Origin of the sequence: Zoogloea sp. (assembly GCF_030157465.1) — a bacterium.
GTDB lineage: Bacteria > Pseudomonadota > Gammaproteobacteria > Burkholderiales > Rhodocyclaceae > Zoogloea.
In genome coordinates this window covers 24,020-44,780 of record NZ_JAOAUU010000022.1, presented here as the reverse complement: position 1 = coordinate 44,780, position 20,761 = coordinate 24,020, and the positions used below count along the sequence as shown (strand labels likewise).

Below are 20,761 nucleotides of genomic sequence, written 5' to 3'. Positions count from 1 at the left end.
TCTATGTTGTTTGCTTTTAAAGGATAACACTATGAGCCTAAATTTTTCCCCCTCGGGCTATCGTACGCGCTGCTTCGGGCTTGCCTTGGCGGCTCTCGCCCTGGTTTCAGGAAACCTGGTCCGCGCCGAGGATCCCGAGCTTGCACGCAGCGTCGTCGCCAAGGCTGACGAAGTCCGTTTCCCCCGCGATGGCTTCCAGGTCATCATTGACATCAGCTCTGCAACGCCCGGTGAAGCAGCCGACGATCGAAAGTTCCGGATTCTTTCCAAGGGCAATGAAAACACAATTGTCCAGACCCTTGAGCCGGCGTCCGACCGGGGTCAGGCGATGCTGATGAGAGGCCGGGATCTGTGGATCTTCATGCCGAACATCTCGCAGCCTGTTCGACTTTCCCTGGCCCAGCGCCTGACGGGGCAGGTGGCAAACGGCGACCTTGCGCGCGCCAACTTCGCCGGCGACTACGAGCCGAAGATCCTGCGCACCGACACGATCGATGGCGAAAAAATGTATGTTCTGGAACTTACGGCCGTCGACCGGGGCGTCACGTACGCGAAGGTGCTTTACTGGGTGCGCCAGTCCAACAACTGGCCCCACAAGGCCGAGTTCTACTCCCTGTCGGACCGTCTTCTGAAGGTTTGCCGCTACGAGAAGTACCAGAACATTGGCGGTCGGATCCGCCCGACTCAACTCGTCATGGAAGATGCGCTGAAGAAAGGCGAAGTTTCAACCCTGCGCTACTCGCAGATGACTCCCAAGGATCTCCCCGACCGGGTATTCACCAAGCAATACATGGACAAGCTCAACCGGGTCGATTGAGTTCAGGCCCAGGCTGAGCCGTCGCTCCGGGGCAGATCATTCCCTGTCCCGGACAGCGTTTCTGCCGCGGCTTCATGAATGGCATCGACGCTGCATTCTTTCGGGCGCAGCGCGAAGCGGCGAAAGACTCCGCTGATGCGCATATCGATTCCCTCGAAATCCACACCCAGCAAGCGTGTACCGACAGGCACCCTATGAGCGAGGCGATCCACCAGGGCCTCCTCCTCCGCCGGGTCCAGGACAAGGCTTGGGCACACCGCCTCAGCCCAGCCCATACGCCCGAATCCGCCAATGAAACGTACCCTGGCAGGCTCCATGCGGAAAAAACGGAAATCCCCCAATGACAGGTATTCCGCGGATTCGGGGCTGTAACGCAGAAACCGGGCGAGGGACGCTTCATCCATCACCACCGGACGAACCATACCGAGCAGCGTGAGCCTGGCTTCGTCGAGGAGACCACCCCCGCCTCCCGTCACCAGCAGGCTGGCGCGCGGATCAGCGATCAGATTCCGGGTGTGCTCGGCCAACCCGCTTAAAAGAAAGAGCGGACGACTCTCCCCGTCAGGCACATACGGCAGCGCAGTGACAAACGGGTAACCTGGCGCACTGACCGAATGAGAGCCAAGCGCGCCGCGGCATCCCTGTCGCAGCAGGGATCGCGCCTCGGCGTAATCGACTCTCATGCCTTGTTACACACTGCGCTGGCGCCGGGCCTCGAAAAGGCACAGGCCGCTGGCAACCGACACGTTAAGGCTTTCCACCGAGCCATACATCGGAATGCGGACCAGCTCATCGCAGGTTTCACGAGTCAAACGGCGCAAACCGTCGCCTTCCGCCCCGAGCACCCAGGCAATCGATCCCTTCTGGTCTACGGTGTAGAGGGACTTCTCCGCCTCGCCCGCGGCACCAAGAATCCACACGCCAGCGTCCTGCATTTCCCGCAGGGCGCGGGCCAGGTTGGTCACAGTTACATAAGGCACCGTGTCGGCTGCCCCACTGGCAACCTTGACCGCGGTGGCGTTCAGGCCAACAGCCTTGTCCTTTGGAGCGATAACCGCGTGAGCACCGGCTGCATCGGCTACCCGCAAGCAGGCGCCCAGGTTGTGAGGATCCTGGATTCCATCAAGAACGAGGAACAAAGCGGGCTCGGTCAAACCGTCGAGCACGTCGGCCAGCTTGAGTTCCTTGCGGCGACCATCGATTTTCGCCACCACCCCCTGATGACGACGCGTGCCGACCATGCGGTCCAGCCTGTCCCCATCGGTGGGAATGAGACGGGTTCCCAGCTGCTCGGCATGGCGCACGAGGTCGCGGGCGCGTGGATCGTTGCGCTTTGAATCGGTATAAATCTCGAAGATCCCCTCGGGATCGTGGCGGAGCTTGGCGAGAACGGCGTGAAAGCCGTAGATGAGCCGGGAGTTGCTTGTTTCAGTCACTGGTTTTCGCTTTCTTCTTCACACCGCCGACCGCACTCTTGCGGGGCTTGGCGGCCTTGGCAGGCTTGGCGGTTTTTGCCGGGGCGGCCTTGGCAACTTTGGCTTTCGGCGCCACAGCTTTCGGTTTTGCGGATTTGATGGCCCGGGTCTTTGGCGTTTCATCCGGCAACGGGCGTTCAGCCTCGACTACGTTGCTTGCAACACGGCGACGCGAAGACTTGGAGGCCGGCTTGTCGTCATTCACTACCGGCCGCTCGACAGCCTTGTCACGTGACGTCTTGCCAACCCTCTCGGTGACCCGGGACGGCCCGGCAACAAGGCGAAAATCTATCTTGCTCGCTTCCATATTCACGCGGACAAGCTGCACGCGAATGCGATCTGACAGCCGGTAACGTTCGCCGCCGCGCTCGCCGACCAGCGTGTGGTGCGCGTCGTCGTAGTGGAAATAATCGTTGCCGAGATCGGAAATATGCACCAGCCCTTCGACGAACACGTCGTCCAGAGCGACAAAAAGGCCGAAAGGTACCACTGACGAAACACTGCCGTCGAATTCCTCGCCTATACGGTCGCGCATGTAGTAACACTTGAGCCAGTTCTCCACGTCGCGGTCGGCTTCGTCGGCGCGCCTTTCGGTCATCGAGCAATGCATGCCAATCGCTTCCCAGTCTCCGTTGTCCTGCACGGGCTGGTAACGCTGACCGCTCAGCACGGCCTTGATCGCCCGATGCACGAGCAGATCGGGATAACGCCGGATCGGCGACGTGAAATGGGTGTAGGCATCGTAGGCCAGACCAAAGTGACCGACGTTTTCCGGGCTATACACTGCCTGGCGGAGCGATCTCAGCATCACCGTCTGAAGCAGCTGGAGATCCGGCCGGCCCTGGATCTGCTCGAGCAGACGGCCGTAATCTGACGCCCTCGGTTCATCACCGCCGCCAAGTTGCAATCCAAACTCGGCAAAGAAATCGCGCAGCTTTGCCAGCTTGTCCGGTGTGGGTCCCTCATGCACCCGATACAGCGCCGGATGCTCGTTGGCCTGCAGAAACTCGGAGGCACAGACGTTGGCCGCCAGCATGCACTCCTCGATAACACGGTGGGCATCGTTGCGACTCTCAGGAATGATCTTCTCGATCTTGCCGTTATCGTCGAAGATCATGCGCGTTTCCTGCGTCTCGAAATCGATCGCTCCCCGCTTGGCTCGTGCCTTGAGCAGTACGCGGAAAAGCTTGTCGAGGTTCTGCAGATGAGGGAGCAGTTCGCCAACGACTTCGAGCGCCGCGGCATCCTTGTCGTAAAGGGCCGCTGCCACCTGGTTGTAGGTGAGGCGCGCCTTCGAGAACATCACCGCCGGATAAAAACGGAACTGCTTGATCACACCCGTCTGGGAAATCGCCATGTCGCAAACCATGCACAGGCGCTCGACCTGGGGATTGAGGGAGCACAATCCGTTCGAGATCTTTTCCGGCAGCATTGGAATAACCCGGCGCGGGAAATAAACCGAATTGCCCCGCTCGTAGCCCTCCCCATCCAGTGCCGACCCAACGGTCACATAGTGGGAGACATCCGCAATCGCCACCACGAGGCGGAAACCACGCCCCTGCCGCTCGCAGAAAACCGCATCGTCAAAGTCCCGTGCAGTCTCGCCGTCGATCGTAACGAGGGGCAGCGCAGTGATGTCTTCCCTGCCCTTCCAGTCCATCTTGCGAACCTTGTCGGGGAGACGCCTCGCCTGTTCCTTTGCCTCTGCCGAAAACTCGAAGGGAAGTTCATGCTTGCGCAGCGCAATCTCGATCTCCATTCCCGGATCGGCATAATTACCAAGAAGCTCGACGATGCGCCCGATTGGTTGCGCGTAGCGGGTTGGCTGCTCGATGATCTCGACCACCACCACCTGGCCCGCGACCGGCTTGACTTTGGCCTTGCCGCCCGGCGCCAGCATGATTTCCTGACAGATCCGCCGATTCTCCGGCACCACCAGCGTCACTCCGTTCTCGACCAGGACCCGGCCGACGATGCGCGTATTGGCTCGCTCCAGCACTTCGACGAGCTTGCCTTCCGGCCGCCCCCGCCTGTCCATGCCTGCGACGCGGACCATCACCCGGTCTCCGTGCAGAACCTCCCGCATTTCGTTCGGACCCAGGAAGATATCCGGCCCTTCTTCATCAGTCGTGACGAAGCCATAGCCGTCCGGATGCCCTTGCACCGTTCCACGGATCAAGTCCGCCTTGGCCGGCAACAAGTAGGCATCGCGACGATTCCGCATGACCTGCCCATCCCGCTGCATCGCAAACAGGCGACGCTCGAAAAACTGGAGCTCTTCGGGCAGGATATCCAGCGCGCTGGCCAGATCGGAAAACGCCAGTGGCACCCCATGCTCACCGAGGGTCTGGATGACGAACTCACGGCTCGGCAACGGAAAATCGTACTTTTGGCTTTCGCGCTCGAAAAACGGGTCGCTACGACGCAGCTTGCTTAGTTTTTTGGTGTTTTTTGATTTAGGTGTTGACACGTGTTCTTTCTAGTCTAGAATGGCGCCTCGCTGCCCAGATGGCGAAATTGGTAGACGCGCTAGTTTCAGGTACTAGTGCCGCGAGGCGTGGAGGTTCGAGTCCTCTTCTGGGCACCAAGCATTTTTAAAAAACCGGTTTTTACCGGTTTTTTTTCGTCTGTCGAAAATGCATTTCCGGCTAAAACGTTCACGCTTTCTTGACCAGAATTTTGGTGCATGTTTCGACAAGATTCTTCACAACAAGTCGCTCACAAAAAATTTGCATCTTCGTTTGATTGATCTATAATAGCGCCTTCGTTGCCCAGATGGCGAAATTGGTAGACGCGCTAGTTTCAGGTACTAGTGCCGCGAGGCGTGGAGGTTCGAGTCCTCTTCTGGGCACCAAGCATTTCGGGAAAGCCGGTCATTTCATGACCGGCTTTTTCTATTTGTACTTCCTGAATAAATACAGCACATATAGCTCCCACCCTGCTTGCTGTCCGGTTTGCGACGGGCTTAACCCTCGCAAACCGGACAGGCTGTCTTCCGTCTATCTGGTCAGACGCCGAAAGGATGGCGCTTGAGGATTGTTTCGTCGCGCTCGGGACCGGTCGAAATCACGTCAATCGAAACCTCACAGATTTCCTCGATGCGGTGCAGGTAGGCGCGAGCCTCCGGCGGCAGCGCATCCCAGGTCTGAGCGCCGAAGGTCGTGCTGCTCCAGCCAGGCATGGTTTCAAGAATTGGCTGGCAACGCACAACCTCTTCAGAGCCCATCGGCAACAGGTCGATACGCTTGCCATCCAGCATGTAGCCTGTGCAGAGCTTCAGTTCCTCGAGGCCGTCGAGCACGTCAAGCTTGGTGATGCAGAGGCCTGAAACACCATTGATGATGATCGAGCGCTTGAGAGCCGCAAGATCCAGCCAGCCACAGCGACGCTTACGACCCGTAACAGTACCGAACTCGCGACCAACGGTCGACATCTGGTAGCCCGGGGTACCCTCGGTTTCAAAATCCAGCTCCGTCGGGAAAGGACCGCCGCCAACCCGCGTGCAATAAGCCTTGGTAATCCCCAGGACATAATGCAAACGGCCCGGACCCACACCGGAACCCGCAGCCGCCTGGCCGGCAACACAGTTGCTGGAAGTGACAAACGGGTAGGTACCGTGGTCGATGTCGAGCAAGGTACCTTGCGCGCCTTCGAAGAGAAGGTTGCCACCGGACTTGTTGATGGCATAAAGATCAGCCGACACGTCAGTGACCATCGGTTTGATTTCTTCGGCATCGGCCATGGCCTGGTCGAATACCGCCTGGAATTCAACCGGTTCGGCGCCCAGATGCTGGGTCAGCACGAAGTTGTGATACTCGAGGTTTTCGGCGAGCTTCTCGGCAAAACGCTTTGGATCAAACAGGTCGTAGACGCGCAGCGCACGACGGGCAACCTTGTCCTCGTAAGCCGGGCCGATGCCCTTGCCGGTCGTACCGATCTTTGTGCCGGCGCTCTTCTTGGCTTCGCGGGCACGATCGACAGCCGAGTGATAACCGAGAATCAGCGGACAGCCCGGGCTGATCTTGAGGCGCTCACGCACCTTGATTCCGCCGGCCTCAAGGCCACGCACTTCGGACAGCAGATGGTGAATGTCGAGGACAACGCCATTGCCGATGAAGCACTCGACACCTTCGCGCACGATTCCGGACGGAACGAGATTCAGCTTGTATTCGGTGGTGCCGACAACCAGCGTGTGACCCGCGTTGTGACCGCCCTGAAAACGAACCACGCCCACAGCTTGATCGGTTAGCCAATCGACGATCTTCCCCTTGCCCTCGTCGCCCCACTGGGTGCCGACAACCACTACGTTCTTTGCCATTTTTTTACTCTCCCTGAAGCGGTTCAACCTGCCAGGCACCGCCCCGCAGAACCAGACGCCGGTCACAGCCGGCCTCGCGCCACGTGCCGTCATGGCCGGGCAATTCAATCGTTACGCTGTCGCCAGCGGCTCGCAATGCAGCAACAGCCTCGGCAAATCCGGGCTCGCGCGAATCCGAGGCAAGGATCGCCCCGTTCAGATGCGGATCCGGCACCTGCGTCGCCAACTCACGCAAATCGAGGCTGAAGCCCGTCGCCGGACGTCCTCTCCCGAAAGCCCTGCCCACGCTGTCATAGCGACCACCAAGAGCAAGGGCCACTGGCGAATTGCCGCCATAGGCAGCAAAAACCACACCGCTGTGATAGTGGTAGCCGCGCAAATCAGCAAGATCGAAGCTGATGGGCAAGCCGGCCAGTCGGGCGGCGAGCTGCTCCAGATCGTCGAGCGCAGCCTGGATCTCGACGTCCCGGGGCAGAACTTCCCGGGCGCTGGCCAGCACTTCCGGCCCGCCGTAGAGCGTAGGCAGCATTAAAAGCGCAAAACGCACATCATCAGCCACGTCAACGAGCAGTTCGCGCAGGCCCGGAAGATCCTTGGCTTGCAGGCAGTCGAACAGGGCTTCCTCACGATCGGGCAGCAAGCCGGCTTTCTGGGCCAGGGCCTTGAAAAGTCCCACGTGGCCAAGATCAATGCGCGAGGTGCCGACACCGGCGATCTGCAAAGCTTCCGCGAGCAGGCGAATGACCTCCGCGTCCGCCTCGATGCCGGCGTGACCATAAATTTCGGCGCCGAGTTGCAGGGGCTCACGCGTAGCCGTAAGCGAAGACGGCACAGCATGGGCGACACTGCCGCAGTAGCACAGCCGTGCAACGCCTTTGCGGTTGAGCAGGTGGGCGTCGATACGTGCCACTTGGGGTGTGATGTCTGCGCGCACACCCATCGTCCGGCCGGAAAGCTGATCAACGAGCTTCAGCGTTTTCAGATGGAGGTCCTGGCCAGCCCCGGTCAGCAGCGACTCGAGGTATTCAAGAAGTGGCGGCGAAACGAGTTGATAACCGTTCAGCCTGAATGCATCGAGCAATCGACGGCGCAGATCTTCCAGCTTGGCTGCCTCGGCGGGCAGCGCGTCCTGGATATATTCGGGTAGAACCCAACGCAACATGGGTAAAGCGCCTCAGGAAAAAACAATCAGAATGACGAGGCCGAGAACCATCGATCCGAGCCCCACGAAGCGGATTTGCCCATCCGCCATGCGGATCAGACGGGCAAAGGTCTCGCGCCACGTGGCCGGTGCAACAAAGGGTATAAGCCCTTCGAGCACCAGCATCAGTGCGAACGCCAGGATCAGGGTACGCCCCATTATTTCCCGTTCTTGCTGCTCTTGGCGGATTCCGGCGCAGGCGCCGAGCGCCCACCGGGCCCTTTCAGATACTTGAAGAATTCGGAATTCGGCTCGACTACCAGAACGTCGGACTTGCTCTTGAAACTGCTCCGGTAGGCTTCGAGACTACGATAAAAAGCATAGAACTCCGGGCTCTGGCCGAAAGCCTGGGCATAGATCGCGGAAGCCTTGGCATCCCCGTCGCCCTTGACCTTCTGGGCATCCCGGTACGCTTCGGCAACGATCACTTCACGCTGCTTGTCGGCATCGGCCTTGATCTTTTCGGCTTCGGCGCCGCCCTGAGAGCGCAGCTCGTTGGCCACGCGCTTGCGCTCGGCCTCCATGCGTCGATAGACCGACTCGGACACTTCGGCAGGAAGATCGACCCGTTTCAGTCGAACATCGACAATCTGAACACCGATCTTGCGGGCATCCTGGTCGGCCTTGTCCCGCATATCGTCCATGATCTTGTCACGCTCGCCGGAGACGACTTCGTGCACGGTGCGCTTGCCGAACTCCTCACGCAAGCCCGCGTTCACGGTCTGCTCAAGGCGGGTCTTTGCGCGTGCTTCGTCACCACCAACGGAAATGTAATAAAGCTTGGGATCGACGATGCGCCACTTGACGAAAAGATCAACGAGGACGTTTTTCTTTTCCGAAGTGATGAAACGTTCCGGCTCCGTCGTGTCGAGGGTCAGGATGCGTTTGTCAAAATAGCGGACGTTCTGGATGAGCGGAATCTTGCCATACAGACCGGGCTCACTGATCTGCCCCTTGACCTCGCCGAGCTGGAAAACCAGCGCGTGCTGACGCTGATCCACGGTAAATAGGCTCATCGACAGGATCGCAAAAACAAAGAGGCAAATCCCTGCAAATAACGGCAAACGTTCACGCATCAGCGCTCTCCCCGCTCACGGCTGCGCGTCGATTCACGGGTTCGCGCTTCCCCTGAGAGCGCATCGACTCTCGGCGGTGAGATATTGCTTTCGGCAACCCCCGGCACGGATGCGGGACGACTACCCTGAGCCTGTTCGACCACCGGAGCCGTCGCCGGTGCAGCGGTAGCCTGAATCAGCTTGTCCAGAGGCAGGTAAAGCAAGTTGCTGTTGCTGCGCGAATCGACCATTACCTTTGAAGTGTTCGAGAAAACCTGCTGCATCGTATCGAGGTAGAGTCGCTGACGGGTCACTTCAGGAGCCTTGGCGTACTCGGTGTAGACCTGCTTGAAGCGCGACGCATCGCCTTCTGCCTGAGCCACCACACGCCCCTTGTAGGCTTCGGCCTCCTCGAACAGACGTGATGCTGCACCACGGGCACGCGGAATCACGTCATTGGCGTAGGCCTGACCTTCGTTCTTCTGACGCTCCCTGTCCTGACCTGCTTTCACTGCATCATCAAAGGCCGACTGAACCTGCTCAGGCGGCTGGGCGTTCTGCATCGTCACCTTGCTGACCTGGATACCCGTCGAATAACGATCGAGAATTTCCTGGGTCAGCTTCTGGGCGTTTGCCGCCACCTGCTCACGGCCTTCGTAGAGAACGAAGTCCATCTTGCTCTTGCCAACAATTTCGCGCACCGCGGTTTCAGCGGCCTGGATCACGGAATCGTCAGCGTTGCGGTTGTTGAAGAGATACTGCTGCGGATCCTTGAGAACGTACTGGACCGCGAACTGGATGTTCACGATGTTCTCGTCGTCCGTCAGCATCAGGGCTTCTTTAAGCACCTTGTTGCGCTCGGAACCACGGTAGCCGATCTCGACGGTACGCACGCCGGTCAGGTTCACCAGTTCATGCGTCTGGACCGGATAAGGCAGGCGCCAGCGCAGCCCCGGCTCGGTCGATTCGACGAAGCGGCCAAACTGCAGGACGATGCCCCGCTGGCTGGCGTCAACAATATAGAAGCCACTCGCCAGCCAGATTACGGCAGCAAAAGCGGCGATGAGTCCGATACCACCGCCGAACTGGCGGAAGTTCAGGTCAGGCATTTTATTCCCGCCGTCACCACCACCCGAGCCACCACCCCGACCGAACATGCCGGAGAGGCGACGATTGAAATCACGCCACAACTCCTCGAGGTCGGGAGGCCCTTGATTGCCATCGCCACCACGGTTGTCGCCACCGCCGCGATTACCCCATTTGGGATCGTTTAGAGACATAAGGATGCCTGAGATCACAGTGAAAGTTTGCTCCGTGGTAAATGCTACCGGTGCTTCGTCAATCCGAATCCGGTGTTTGCGAAGCGGCGGCCAATGCCGCCTTGTGTGTCAGAGCCACGTCGGTGAGGATCTGCCTGAGCAGATCAAGCCCTTCGCCCGTAAGGGCGCTGAGCAAAACGCGCGAGATATTACCATACGCATCCCTCTGAACCTCCGGACTCGCCAGGGTAGCGTCAATCTTGTTCCATATCTGGATTTGTCGAAGATGACCGGCTCCGATCTCCTCGAGAACACCGTTGACTGCTGCGATCTGCCCTTCCCTGTCTTCGCTGGCGGAATCGACCACGTGCAGCAGGAGATCGGCCGAAACGGTTTCCTCCAGCGTGGCGTGAAAGGCGGCCACCAGCGAGTGAGGCAGATCACGAATGAATCCGACAGTGTCGGAGATGACGATGTTCCCCGCATCTCCAAGAAAAAGCCGTCGAGACGTGGTGTCCAGCGTTGCGAACAACTGGTCAGCCGCGTAGGCGCCGGCTTTGGTCAGCGCATTGAATAGCGTCGACTTGCCGGCATTGGTGTAGCCGACCAGCGAGATCGTCAGCACGTCACTGCGCTCGCGGGCACGGCGACGCACGGCACGCTGGCGCTCGAGTTTGGCGAGACGATCCTTCAACAGCTTGACACGCTCGCCCAGCAAGCGGCGGTCGGTCTCGAGCTGCTTTTCACCCGGACCGCGCAAGCCGATACCGCCCTTCTGGCGTTCCAGGTGCGTCCAGCCCCGCACAAGGCGGGTGGACATATGCTGCAACTGGGCGAGTTCGACCTGCAGCTTGCCTTCGTGACTCTTGGCCCGCAGCGCGAAAATATCGAGGATGAGAGCCGAGCGATCAACAACCCGGCAATTGAGCTTGCGCTCGAGGTTGCGCTGCTGCGCAGCCGTGATGTCGTGATTGAATATGACGATATCGGCTTCGTTGGCCTGGGCGACCGTCCCGATTTCCTCGGCCTTGCCCTTGCCGACAAAATGCGCGGGGTCGGGTGCCTGTCGCCGGCCCTGAACAACATCGACGATCGTCGCACCGGCACTTTCGGCCAATAGCGCAACCTCGGCGAGGCGCTCCTCGATGCCGCCCTGGCCAAAATCGACCTGGACCAACACCGCACGCGTTCCAGAGGCCGGCCTGTCAAACACCTCCACCCCCGGATTTGCAATGGCCGCAGACGGGCCAGTTGATCAGGGAGGTCAGCTTGCTGCCTCGTTCTGTTCCTGCTGGATATTCACGGGGCGAGCCGGAACGACGGTAGAGATGGCGTGCTTATAGACCATCTGGGTTACCGTGTTCTTCAGCAGGACGACGTACTGGTCGAAAGACTCGACCTGGCCCTGCAGCTTGATCCCGTTCACAAGATAAATCGAAACCGGCACGTGCTCGCGCCGCAGGGCGTTAAGAAAGGGATCTTGAAGGAGTTGCCCCTTGTTGCTCATGGTAGAACCTCTTTGGTTTTAGTTTGAAATAATTATAGTGTGGTTTGCTGCGTTGCCACATCGACGCAGCAAGCCGATCGCTGGTGTGGACAGCGATTCTTCAATCCTTGGTGGCAAAGGGGTTGTGGCCGGATTTGAATTGTATGCGCAGCGGCGTGCCCTGCAATTTGAACGCCTCCTGGAAGGTTCGTTCCAGGTAGCGGGTGTAAGACGCGGAAACGTGATCAAGGGCGCTGCCGTGCACGACGATCACCGGCGGGTTCATGCCGCCCTGGTGGGCATAACGCATCTTGGGGCGGAAACCGCTGTGACGCGGCGGTTGCTGACGTGCAACGGCATCGAGGAGCAGACGGGTCAGCTTTGGCGTCGACAGCTTGGTCATGGCGGCAGCGTAAGCGCCATCCACGGCCTTGAGCATCGGCACGATGCCCTGCCCCTTCAGCGCCGAAACATAGAGGAAGCGTGCAAATGCCAGGAAGGGCAGCTTGCGCTCGATGTCTTCCTTGATGCGCTGACGACGGTAATCATCGACGCTATCCCATTTGTTCACCGCCACAACCAGCGCCCGGCCGGCCTCGACGACAAAGCCGGCGATGTGGGCGTCCTGGTCGGAAATTTCCTGGCTGGCATCCAGCACGAGCACGACCACGTTGGACTGCTCGACCGATTGCAGGGTCTTGATGACAGAAAACTTCTCGACGGCCTCGAAGACCTTGCCACGCTTGCGCAGGCCGGCGGTGTCGATCAGCGTGTAGTGCTGGCCGTTACGCTCGAAGGGCACCTCGATGGCATCCCGCGTGGTGCCCGGCATGTCGAAGGCAATGACGCGCTCTTCGCCGATCAGGGTATTCACGAGTGTCGACTTACCCACGTTGGGGCGTCCGACAATCGCGACCCGCGGACCGCGCCCTTCGGGCTCTTCGTCTTCGGGATCGACCGGGAAGGTTTCAAGCACCAGCTCCATCAGCGCGGTGACGTTGTCACCGTGGGCCGACGAGATGCACAGGGGATCACCGAGGCCAAGTTCATGGAACTCGGCGGCGATCATCGAGCGGTTCATGCCTTCGGCCTTGTTCACGACCAGGAAGGTCGGACGGCCGGCGCGACGCAGCCGGGTGGCGATCTGCTCGTCGTGGGGTGTCAGGCCGCTACGTGCATCGACCATGAACAGCAGCGCGTCAGCTTCGGCAATCGCCTGCTCCGCCTGCTTGGCCATTTCATGAACGATGCCTTCCTTGGCAACCGGGTCGAAACCGGCGGTATCGACCACCAGGAACTCGCGCTCGGCGACACGCCCGAGGCCATAGCGGCGGTCACGGGTCAGGCCCGGAAAATCGGCCACAAGGGCATCACGGGTCTTGGTGAGACGGTTGAACAAGGTAGATTTGCCCACATTGGGGCGTCCAACCAGGACGAGGGTGGGTTTCACGCGGTGGCGACTCCGTTATTTGACGTTGACGGCGGCGATATTGCCGTCGCGCGTCTGGACGATGATGTCGCCGGCTGCACGCTGCAGGTCGGCAAGAATCGGACTGGAAGCAGCGCGCTGGCGCCCGACGAGGGATCCATCGTCCTTCCGGAGAAGGTGGACATAGCCTTCGCTATCGCCAACCACCACGTGCTCACCCGACGCCAGCGGACGCCCGGTGCCACGGCCTGCAAGCAGGTCCTGTTTCCAGGCGCTTGCACCACTGGAAATGTCGAGTGCGTGCACGGCGCCCTTGTCGTCGGTGACGAAAACATGTTTTTCATCGAGATCAAGCCCCCTCGAGCTGGACAAATCCCGCGTCCAGAGGGTTGAACCATTCGACATGTCGAAGCAGGCAACCCGGCCCTGATAGGCAACGGCGCAGGTTGCACGGGAACCGACCACCGGCAGGCTGGTGATGTCGGCCATGCGCTCAAGCTCGGTCGCCCCGCGCGGAACCGCAACCGTGCCTTCCCACATCAGGCTGCCATTGGCCGGACTGATCGCAGCCAGCTTGCCCCCCGGAAAGCCTGCGAGGATGGCATTGCGGTCAAGCACCACGCCCGCAGCGCTGCGCAGCGAAAGAGATGGCGTAGCCCGCTGATACATCCAGCGGCGCTTGCCGTCGGCCGGATCAAGCCCGAACAGGCGGCTGTCGGCACCGCGCACCACGATGATGCCGTCGGACACGGCCGGCGGCGCCAGCACCTCGGCACTGATCGCAACCCGCCATTTGATCTCGCCCGACGCAGCATCGAGGGCAATCACCTCGCCCTTGGGCGTACCGACCACAACCAGGTCAGCGCTTGCACCGACACCGCCCGAAACCGTCGTCTTGAGACGCGTTTTCCAGACCGTGCGGCCACTTTCGACGCGCACCACGTCGCCCTCGCTGTCAGCGGCAAAAACCGCGCCATTAACCTGTGCCGGCTGCAGGACAAAAACACCTGCGTTCCCCAGGCGCACATTCCAGGTTTCGGTGATGGCGACGGGATTGGTCAGCGGCTTGAGCGCCTTGCTCTTTGAATCGCCGGACGCAAAGGGGTTGAGCGAACTGCACGCGCCGAGACTCAGCGCAGCGGCCATGACAAGAGCCAGCTGTCGGGCCTTCATTGAGCACCTCCGACGGCATCCAGCTTGGCCTGGGCAATTTCACGCAGCGTCACCGCTTCGGCCTTGGTTGCCTTTTCAAGAGAGGTCACCGCGGCCTTGTAGGCCGTGCGGGCTTCTTCCTTCTTGCCCTGGGCCAGGAGAACGTCGCCTTTAAGATCGGCGAAACGGGCAACGAAACCCTCATCCGACGGCGCCTGGAGTTGGGCGAGCGCCTCGTCGTAAGCCTTGTCGTCGAACATCACGGTAGCCAGACGCAGCCTGGCCAGATCGCGCAAAGCCGCATCACCGGCCTTCTCGGCAGCCCAGGCGAGAGGCACGCGGGCATTCTTGGCATCGCCAGCCTCGAGCTGAACCTTGGCCGACAACAATGCAGCCAGACCGGCGTAGGCGGTCCCGCTGTATTTGTCGATCAGGACGCCGGCAGCCTCGCGGGCCTTCGGCGCATTGCGCTCGCCGGCAGCTTTCTGGAGCTGGTCGTAGAGGGCGGACGCTTCCAGCGTCTGCTTGCCTTTGTACCAGTTCCAGCCCTGCCAGCCGACGGACGCCAGCGCAGCGGCCACCGCGACCGAGGTCACGAGCTTGCCGTATTGCTCCCACCAGCCCTTGATCTGGGAAATCTGTTCCTGCTCTTCGAGGTCAAATGCTGCCATCGTCTTCTTCCGATTCAAGTAGGCGATCTGCCAGGGTTTCGGGGAGCGCATCCATCGGCACGCGAATCTGTTCGCCGCCGTCGCGCAGGGGTTTGAGGCTCACTTCGCCAGCCGCAGCCTCGTCCTCGCCGATAACCACGGCGAAGGGAGCGCCGGAAGCGTCGGCACGTTTCATCTGCGACTTGAAGCCGCCACCGCCGCAATGCTGGGTAACCGCGAAACCGGTTCCTCGCAGCGCCTCGGAGACACGAAAAGCGGCCCGCAGCGCGGCTTCGCCGGAGTGAACGACATAGACATCGGGTACGACGCGTTCCGCCTGCCCGCCGCACTCCTGCCAGAGGGACAACAGGCGTTCGATGCCCATTGCAAACCCACAGGCCGGAGCCGGCTTGCCGCCGAGCTGGGCGACAAGTCCGTCGAAGCGTCCACCGGCGCAGATGGTGCCCTGGGCGCCAAGACGGGTGGTAACCCACTCGAAGACAGTGCGGTTGTAGTAGTCGAGACCGCGCACCAGCCGATGGTTGATGCGGTAAGGCAGGCCGGCATCCTTGAGGATGGTCTGCACGCCTTCGAAGTGCTTCAGCGACTCCTCGCCAAGAAAATCTGCCAGCTTCGGTGCGGCTTCGACGATGGCCTGCAAGTCCGGGTTCTTGGTGTCGAGAATGCGCAGCGGGTTGGTGTACAAGCGCCGCTTTCCATCCTCGTCGAGACTGTCCTGGTGGGCTTCGAGGTAAGTGATCAGGGCGGCCCGGTGGGCGGCCCGCTCCTCGCTGCTGCCGAGGGAATTGATCTCCAGCTTGACGTCTTCGAGACCGAGGTCATCCCACAGGCGGGCGCACATCAGGATGTGCTCGGCATCGATATCCGGTCCGTCGAAACCCAGTGCCTCGACACCAACCTGGTGAAACTGGCGGTAGCGGCCCTTCTGGGGACGCTCATGACGGAACATCGGGCCGTGGTAGTACAGCCGGCGGGGATTGCCGAACAACAGGTTGTGCTGGATGACCGCCCGCACGCAGGAAGCCGTGCCTTCCGGACGCAGCGTGAGGTGTTCGCCGTTGAGGGCGTCCTCGAAAGAATACATTTCCTTCTCGACAATATCGGTCACCTCGCCGATGGCACGCTTGAAAAGCGGCGTCGGTTCGACGATCGGCATGCGGATCGGGCGGTAGCCGTAGCTGTGCAGCCAGTCGCGGACGATGTCCTCGAATTGCTCCCAGACTTCAGCGTCGTCGGGCAGGATGTCATTCATCCCGCGCACGGCCTGGAGGGTCTTGCTCATGATTCCCTTTGTTTTTCTGGTTGGCGCGGGCACTCAGGCCGACACGCCCTTTTTGGGATAAGTGCGGGCCACATAGCGTTCGATGATGGCCTTGAACTCGTTGGTAATATTGTCGCCGCGAAGCGTCAGCGTCTTGACGCCATCCTCGAACACAGGGGCAGCCGGCGTTTCACCGGTGCCGGGCAGCGAGATGCCGATGTTGGCGTGCTTGCTCTCGCCGGGGCCGTTCACGATGCAGCCCATCACGGCCAGCGTCATGTTTTCGACACCGTCGAACTTGTCGCGCCACAAGGGCATGTTGTCGCGGACGAAGCTCTGAACGTCGGAAGCCATTTCCTGGAACAGCGTACTGGTGGTACGGCCGCAACCCGGGCAGGCCGTAACCATCGGCGTAAAGGCGCGCAGGCCCATCGTCTGCAGGATTTCCTGGGCAACGATGACTTCCTGGGTACGGCTGCCGTTGGGCTCGGGCGTGAGAGAAACACGAATGGTGTCGCCGATACCTTCCTGCAGCAACACGGCCAGCGCCGCGGTGGAGCCGACGATGCCCTTCGAGCCCATGCCGGCCTCGGTGAGCCCGAGGTGCAGCGGGTAATCGCAGCGGGCAGCCAGATCGCGATACACGGCGATCAGATCCTGCACGCTGCTGACCTTGGCCGACAGGATGATCTTGTTACCGGCGAGACCATATTCTTCGGCTTTGAGGGCCGATTCCAGCGCCGAGGTGACCAGCGCCTCGCGCATCACGGCGCCGGCATCACGGGGAACCGCGCGGGTAGCGTTTTCGTCCATGATCCGCGCCAGCACGGACTGGTCGAGACTGCCCCAGTTGACGCCGATGCGCACTGGCTTGTCGTAGCGGCAGGCCATTTCGACGATGGATGCAAACTGGGTATCACGCTTGACACCCTGACCGACGTTGCCGGGATTGATGCGCAGCTTGTCGAGGGCCTCGGCACAGGCCGGGTTGTCCATCAGCAGCTTGTGACCGTTGTAGTGGAAATCACCCACCAGCGGCACATCGAGATTCATCGACAACAGCTTTTCGCGGATCTTCGGTACGGCCTTGGCGGCTTCGTCATTATTGACGGTGATCCGCACAAGTTCAGAGCCAGCCCGCGCCAGCTGGGCGATCTGCATCGTCGTGGCGAAATCGTCGGCGGTATCGGTGTTGGTCATCGACTGGACGACCACCGGAGCGTCGGAACCGATCAGTACATGGCCGACACGCACCTGGCGACTCAAGCGGCGGGCGCCTGCACGCCCGGAAATAAGGAGATCCATAGTACGTCTATTCAATCAAGCTTGATGCGGGCAACCGGCACCTTGGTGGAGGCTCCGAGATCGACAGGACTGCCGTTGCGCTCGAGCTTCACGTAACGGGCATTGCCGACCACGAGGGACATGGGAGCGGCCGCCTGGACTTCCTGGCGGGAGCCGGCCTTGCCCAGCTGGGAAAAGATGATCTTGCCGCTCTTGTCCTTCACTTCGACCCAGGCGTCCTGCTCGAACTGGAAAACCAGGCGATCGCTGCCGGCTTCGGGCTTGGGCGCCTCGACCCTTGCCGGCGCAGCCTCAGGGGCCACCACGACAGGCGACGGCAGCACCGCAACCGGCTGCGAATCGGCGGGCTGAGCCGGGGCTTCGGCCGAAACGGCCGGCTGCACAGCCACCGGCTCGGCCTGCGGAGTCTGAAGCTCGGCCGGCGCCGGAAGGCTGGCGATCAATTCATCGGCAGGCTTTTTGCGCTGGGCGTCGTAGTACCAGCCGGCGACGACGATGCCGAACAGCGCGAGCGCTGCAAGCACGCCAGGAATCACGGAGCGCCGGAAACGCCCTCTTCCAACCTGCGGCATGTCCCCCTGGGCGTTCGAGGCCGGCGAGAGCTCCATCGCATCGTTGCTGCCCGGAGCCTGCAGTCCGGCCAGCAGCGGAGCGGCGTCGACCTTGAGCAGACGGGCATAGTTGCGCAGGAAACCCCGCGTGAAGGCGTAGCCCGGCAACTGATCGAAACGCCCGGATTCGAGCGCCTCGATCTGGCGCGGATTGAGCTTCAGGGAATTCGCCACTTCGGCGACGCTGAGCCCCTGGGCCTCACGGGCGCGCCGCAAGGTGTCGCCGGTGGAAAACTCCTGGGATGAAGTTTGCTGGGGAAGCGGCAAAGCTTGAGGATCTGTCACTGATACTGCCCTTGCAAGAAAGCCTGGTATTCGGGGGAGCCGGCGAAGCGGCGTCGCAGTTGCTGAACGAAAGCAGCCTCGGCGCTGCGGTCGCCGAGCTTGCGCTCGACGCGGATGGCGAGCCACAGGCTTTCGGCCGTTGGATCGCCGCCCTGATGCAACGCAGCAAGATAACGCTTCGCCAGATCATAGGCGCCGCGCCGGTACTTGATTGCAGCCAGGTGGTATAGCGCCTGCAGGTTACCGTTGTCGGCGTCGATTGCGCGCTGGAAAAGCACTTCTGCCGCGGTATCGTTCTTGAGCCGCAGCTGGCACAGCCCGGCGTTGGCAAAGGCCCGCGTCGAACTCTGGTAATACGGGTTACGGGCCGCCGCCGAGAGCTGCTCGAGCCCTGCGGTTTCCTTGCCTGTGGAGCACAGGAACCAGCCGTAGCTGTTCTGGATTTCGGGGTCGCCGGGGGCGAGTTTCAGGGCATGTTCGAAGTTGGCGACAGCCACCGCATTTTCTTCGAGGAACATGTGCACCAGCCCCATCAGCTGGAAAGCCGGCGCGTAGCCGGGATCGTAGGTGGCAGCGGCCTTGGCTTCGTCAAGGGCGACACCAAAACGGCCAACCTGAAAATAAGCCTGCCCGAGTTCCACGTGCACCTTGGCCTTGCGGCGCGCTTCAGTGGTCACCGGCTGCTCGGACACGGGCCGCTCGACGCTGGCCATCGGCCCGCCGAACTGGGGAGCTGCACAGCCGCCAAGGGCGAGCAGCAACGCGACGGCAGACAGGGCGCGTTTCATGCTCACGCTCCGCCGACCGGAATGATGCGGGTGGTGCGGCGGGTTTTGTCCGTGACCTGCCCGGCCAGCTGGCCACAGGCGGCGTCCACGTCGTCGCCACGGGTCTTGCGGGTGGTGGTGACGATGCCGGCATCGATCAGGATTTCGGCGAAGCGCTTGATGCGCGGTGCCGGCGAACGATCGAAACCGGAGTTCGGGAAAGGATTGAACGGAATCAGGTTGAACTTGCACGGCACGTCGCGCACGAGTGCGACGAGTTCGCGGGCATGGGCGTCGGAATCGTTGATTCCGTCGAGCATGACGTATTCGAAAGTGATGAAATCCCGCGGGGCACGTTGAAGATAGCGCAGGCAGGCGGCCATCAGTTCGCGCAGGGGATACTTCTGGTTGATCGGCACCAGCTTGTCGCGCAGCGCATCGTTGGAGGCGTGCAACGAAACGGCCAGTGCTGTCGGGCACGCATCACGCAAGCGGTCCATGGCCGGGACGATACCGGAGGTGGACACCGTGACGCGGCGCCGGGACAGGCCGTAGGCGTTGTCGTCGAGCATCAGGTTGAGCGCCGAGACGACATTCTCGAAGTTGGCCAGGGGTTCGCCCATGCCCATCATCACCACGTTGCTGATGACACGCTCGCCGTCGCCGTTGGCGCCAAGCATGCGGTTTGCCAGCCACAGCTGGCCGATGATTTCGGCCGCGGTGAGATTGCGGTTGAAGCCCTGCTTGCCCGTCGAGCAGAAGGCGCAGTCGAGGGCGCAGCCGGCCTGCGACGAAATGCACAGGGTGCCGCGGTTGGTTTCGGGAATGAACACCGTTTCGACCGCGTTGGCGTTGCCCACGTCGAGAAGCCACTTGCGGGTTCCATCCGTGGAGATGCTGTCACGCACCGGCACGGGAGGCGTGATGCTGGCCGTCGTCGCGAGCTTTGCCCGCAGCGACTTGGCGACGTCGGTCATCTGTTCGAAATCGGTCGCGCCGAAACGATGCACCCAGCGGAGCACCTGCTTGGCACGAAAGGGTTTCTCACCCTGCTGGAGAAACCAGTCGGTGAGGGCTGCTGCGTCGAAATCGAGGAGATTGACCACGTATGTATCCATCCAGACCGGCGGGAAGAAGAAATTTCATCCCGCCGGTAGAGATCATTAACGGCTGTAAACGTTCATGCCGGGGAAGAAGAAAGCGATTTCCACGGCTGCGGTTTCCGGAGCATCGGAGCCATGAACGGCATTGGCGTCGATGGATTCGGCGAAATCGGCGCGAATGGTGCCGGGAGCGGCCTTCTTCGGGTCGGTGGCGCCCATCAGGTCACGGTTCTTGGCGATCGCGCCTTCGCCTTCCAGACACTGGATCATCACCGGGCCGGAAGTCATGAAGGAGACCAGATCCTTGAAGAAGGGACGCTCTTTGTGCACGCCGTAGAACTCGCCGGCTTCACGCTCGGACAGGTAAGCCATCTTGGAAGCGATGACCTTGAGGCCGGCGCCTTCGAAACGGGCGTAGATCTGACCGATTACGTTCTTGGCGACGGCATCGGGCTTGATGATGGAAAGGGTGCGTTCAATAGCCATGAGACTGGACTCCGTGATTCAAAGGATGGTCGAAAAACCGAAAGCTTGGAATTTTAACAGGTTGATGCGTCGCATCGGCG

The 20,761-nt window shown here is 61.0% G+C and carries 20 protein-coding genes and 2 tRNA genes; 3 read left to right on the top strand and 19 right to left on the bottom strand.

Features of this window, described 5'->3' with window-relative positions; genetic code table 11:
* Positions 1–10 precede the first annotated feature (10 nt).
* Positions 11–817 carry an outer membrane lipoprotein-sorting protein gene (locus Q1W26_RS03245; RefSeq protein ID WP_300435791.1) on the top strand — a complete coding sequence of 269 codons (807 nt, stop codon included), beginning with the start codon at positions 11–13 and terminating at the stop codon, positions 815–817.
* Between the two features lie 2 nt (positions 818–819).
* Here Q1W26_RS03245 and Q1W26_RS03240 read toward each other — a convergent pair whose 3' ends face one another.
* Genes Q1W26_RS03240 through rnr form a run of 3 tightly spaced genes read right to left on the bottom strand, consistent with a single transcriptional unit; the run spans position 820 to position 4,762 of the window.
* Entirely contained in the window at positions 820–1,500 is a 681-nt protein-coding gene (locus tag Q1W26_RS03240) for a pyridoxamine 5'-phosphate oxidase family protein (protein WP_300435788.1), read from the bottom strand.
* 6 nt (positions 1,501–1,506) lie between these two features.
* Entirely contained in the window at positions 1,507–2,253 is a 747-nt protein-coding gene (gene rlmB / locus Q1W26_RS03235) for a 23S rRNA (guanosine(2251)-2'-O)-methyltransferase RlmB (RefSeq protein WP_300435787.1), read from the bottom strand.
* Positions 2,246–4,762 (bottom strand): ribonuclease R, encoded by a 2,517-nt coding sequence (rnr, locus tag Q1W26_RS03230; RefSeq protein ID WP_300435785.1) that lies wholly within the window; start codon positions 4,760–4,762, stop codon positions 2,246–2,248. Before rnr ends, rlmB begins: the two co-directional genes overlap by 8 nt.
* A 32-nt stretch (positions 4,763–4,794) precedes the next feature.
* On the opposite strand from rnr, the gene Q1W26_RS03225 reads away from it, so the two are divergent.
* Positions 4,795–4,879: transfer RNA gene (locus Q1W26_RS03225), tRNA-Leu, on the top strand.
* A 182-nt stretch (positions 4,880–5,061) separates the two neighbouring features.
* Positions 5,062–5,146, top strand: a tRNA-Leu gene (locus tag Q1W26_RS03220).
* A 153-nt stretch (positions 5,147–5,299) separates the two neighbouring features.
* Here Q1W26_RS03220 and Q1W26_RS03215 read toward each other — a convergent pair.
* The 16 genes from Q1W26_RS03215 to ndk form a co-directional block, all read right to left on the bottom strand.
* A complete protein-coding gene (locus Q1W26_RS03215; protein ID WP_300435866.1) occupies positions 5,300–6,610 on the bottom strand; it encodes an adenylosuccinate synthase in 1,311 nt (436 codons plus the stop codon).
* A gap of 4 nt (positions 6,611–6,614) precedes the next feature.
* Positions 6,615–7,772 (bottom strand): ATP phosphoribosyltransferase regulatory subunit, encoded by a 1,158-nt coding sequence (locus tag Q1W26_RS03210; RefSeq protein WP_366143629.1) that lies wholly within the window; start codon positions 7,770–7,772, stop codon positions 6,615–6,617.
* A gap of 12 nt (positions 7,773–7,784) precedes the next feature.
* Complete coding sequence (locus Q1W26_RS03205; protein ID WP_300435783.1) at positions 7,785–7,970, bottom strand: DUF2065 domain-containing protein; 186 nt, start codon at positions 7,968–7,970, stop codon at positions 7,785–7,787.
* Positions 7,970–8,887: a protease modulator HflC gene (hflC, locus tag Q1W26_RS03200; protein WP_300435781.1), complete on the bottom strand. Its 918-nt coding sequence runs from the start codon at positions 8,885–8,887 to the stop codon at positions 7,970–7,972. Before hflC ends, Q1W26_RS03205 begins: the two co-directional genes overlap by 1 nt.
* A complete protein-coding gene (hflK, locus tag Q1W26_RS03195) occupies positions 8,887–10,146 on the bottom strand; it encodes an FtsH protease activity modulator HflK (RefSeq protein ID WP_300435778.1) in 1,260 nt (419 codons plus the stop codon). Before hflK ends, hflC begins: the two co-directional genes overlap by 1 nt.
* Positions 10,147–10,204: 58 nt before the next feature.
* A complete protein-coding gene (gene hflX / locus Q1W26_RS03190; RefSeq protein ID WP_300435860.1) occupies positions 10,205–11,338 on the bottom strand; it encodes a GTPase HflX in 1,134 nt (377 codons plus the stop codon).
* 51 nt (positions 11,339–11,389) lie between these two features.
* A complete protein-coding gene (gene hfq, locus Q1W26_RS03185; RefSeq protein ID WP_079434940.1) occupies positions 11,390–11,632 on the bottom strand; it encodes an RNA chaperone Hfq in 243 nt (80 codons plus the stop codon).
* A gap of 100 nt (positions 11,633–11,732) precedes the next feature.
* The gene (der, locus tag Q1W26_RS03180) at positions 11,733–13,061 is read right to left on the bottom strand and encodes a ribosome biogenesis GTPase Der (protein WP_300435775.1); all 1,329 of its coding nucleotides are present in this window, start codon (positions 13,059–13,061) and stop codon (positions 11,733–11,735) included.
* 15 nt (positions 13,062–13,076) lie between these two features.
* Positions 13,077–14,213, bottom strand: a complete 1,137-nt coding sequence (gene bamB / locus Q1W26_RS03175) for an outer membrane protein assembly factor BamB (RefSeq protein ID WP_300435772.1) — start codon at positions 14,211–14,213, stop codon at positions 13,077–13,079.
* On the bottom strand, positions 14,210–14,863 hold the full coding sequence (locus Q1W26_RS03170) for a tetratricopeptide repeat protein (RefSeq protein ID WP_300435770.1): 654 nt from the start codon (positions 14,861–14,863) through the stop codon (positions 14,210–14,212). Before Q1W26_RS03170 ends, bamB begins: the two co-directional genes overlap by 4 nt.
* Complete coding sequence (hisS, locus tag Q1W26_RS03165) at positions 14,850–16,145, bottom strand: histidine--tRNA ligase (protein ID WP_300435767.1); 1,296 nt, start codon at positions 16,143–16,145, stop codon at positions 14,850–14,852. The genes Q1W26_RS03170 and hisS overlap by 14 nt, the downstream gene beginning before the upstream one ends.
* A 33-nt stretch (positions 16,146–16,178) precedes the next feature.
* Positions 16,179–17,429, bottom strand: coding sequence for a flavodoxin-dependent (E)-4-hydroxy-3-methylbut-2-enyl-diphosphate synthase (ispG, locus tag Q1W26_RS03160; protein WP_300435764.1), 1,251 nt, complete (start codon positions 17,427–17,429; stop codon positions 16,179–16,181).
* 11 nt (positions 17,430–17,440) lie between these two features.
* Complete coding sequence (locus tag Q1W26_RS03155; protein ID WP_300435761.1) at positions 17,441–18,325, bottom strand: RodZ domain-containing protein; 885 nt, start codon at positions 18,323–18,325, stop codon at positions 17,441–17,443.
* The gene (gene pilW / locus Q1W26_RS03150; protein WP_300435759.1) at positions 18,322–19,113 is read right to left on the bottom strand and encodes a type IV pilus biogenesis/stability protein PilW; all 792 of its coding nucleotides are present in this window, start codon (positions 19,111–19,113) and stop codon (positions 18,322–18,324) included. The genes Q1W26_RS03155 and pilW overlap by 4 nt, the downstream gene beginning before the upstream one ends.
* 2 nt (positions 19,114–19,115) lie before the next feature.
* The gene (gene rlmN, locus Q1W26_RS03145) at positions 19,116–20,210 is read right to left on the bottom strand and encodes a 23S rRNA (adenine(2503)-C(2))-methyltransferase RlmN (protein WP_300435757.1); all 1,095 of its coding nucleotides are present in this window, start codon (positions 20,208–20,210) and stop codon (positions 19,116–19,118) included.
* A gap of 45 nt (positions 20,211–20,255) precedes the next feature.
* Positions 20,256–20,681, bottom strand: coding sequence for a nucleoside-diphosphate kinase (gene ndk, locus Q1W26_RS03140; RefSeq protein ID WP_300435754.1), 426 nt, complete (start codon positions 20,679–20,681; stop codon positions 20,256–20,258).
* Positions 20,682–20,761: the final 80 nt, after the last annotated feature.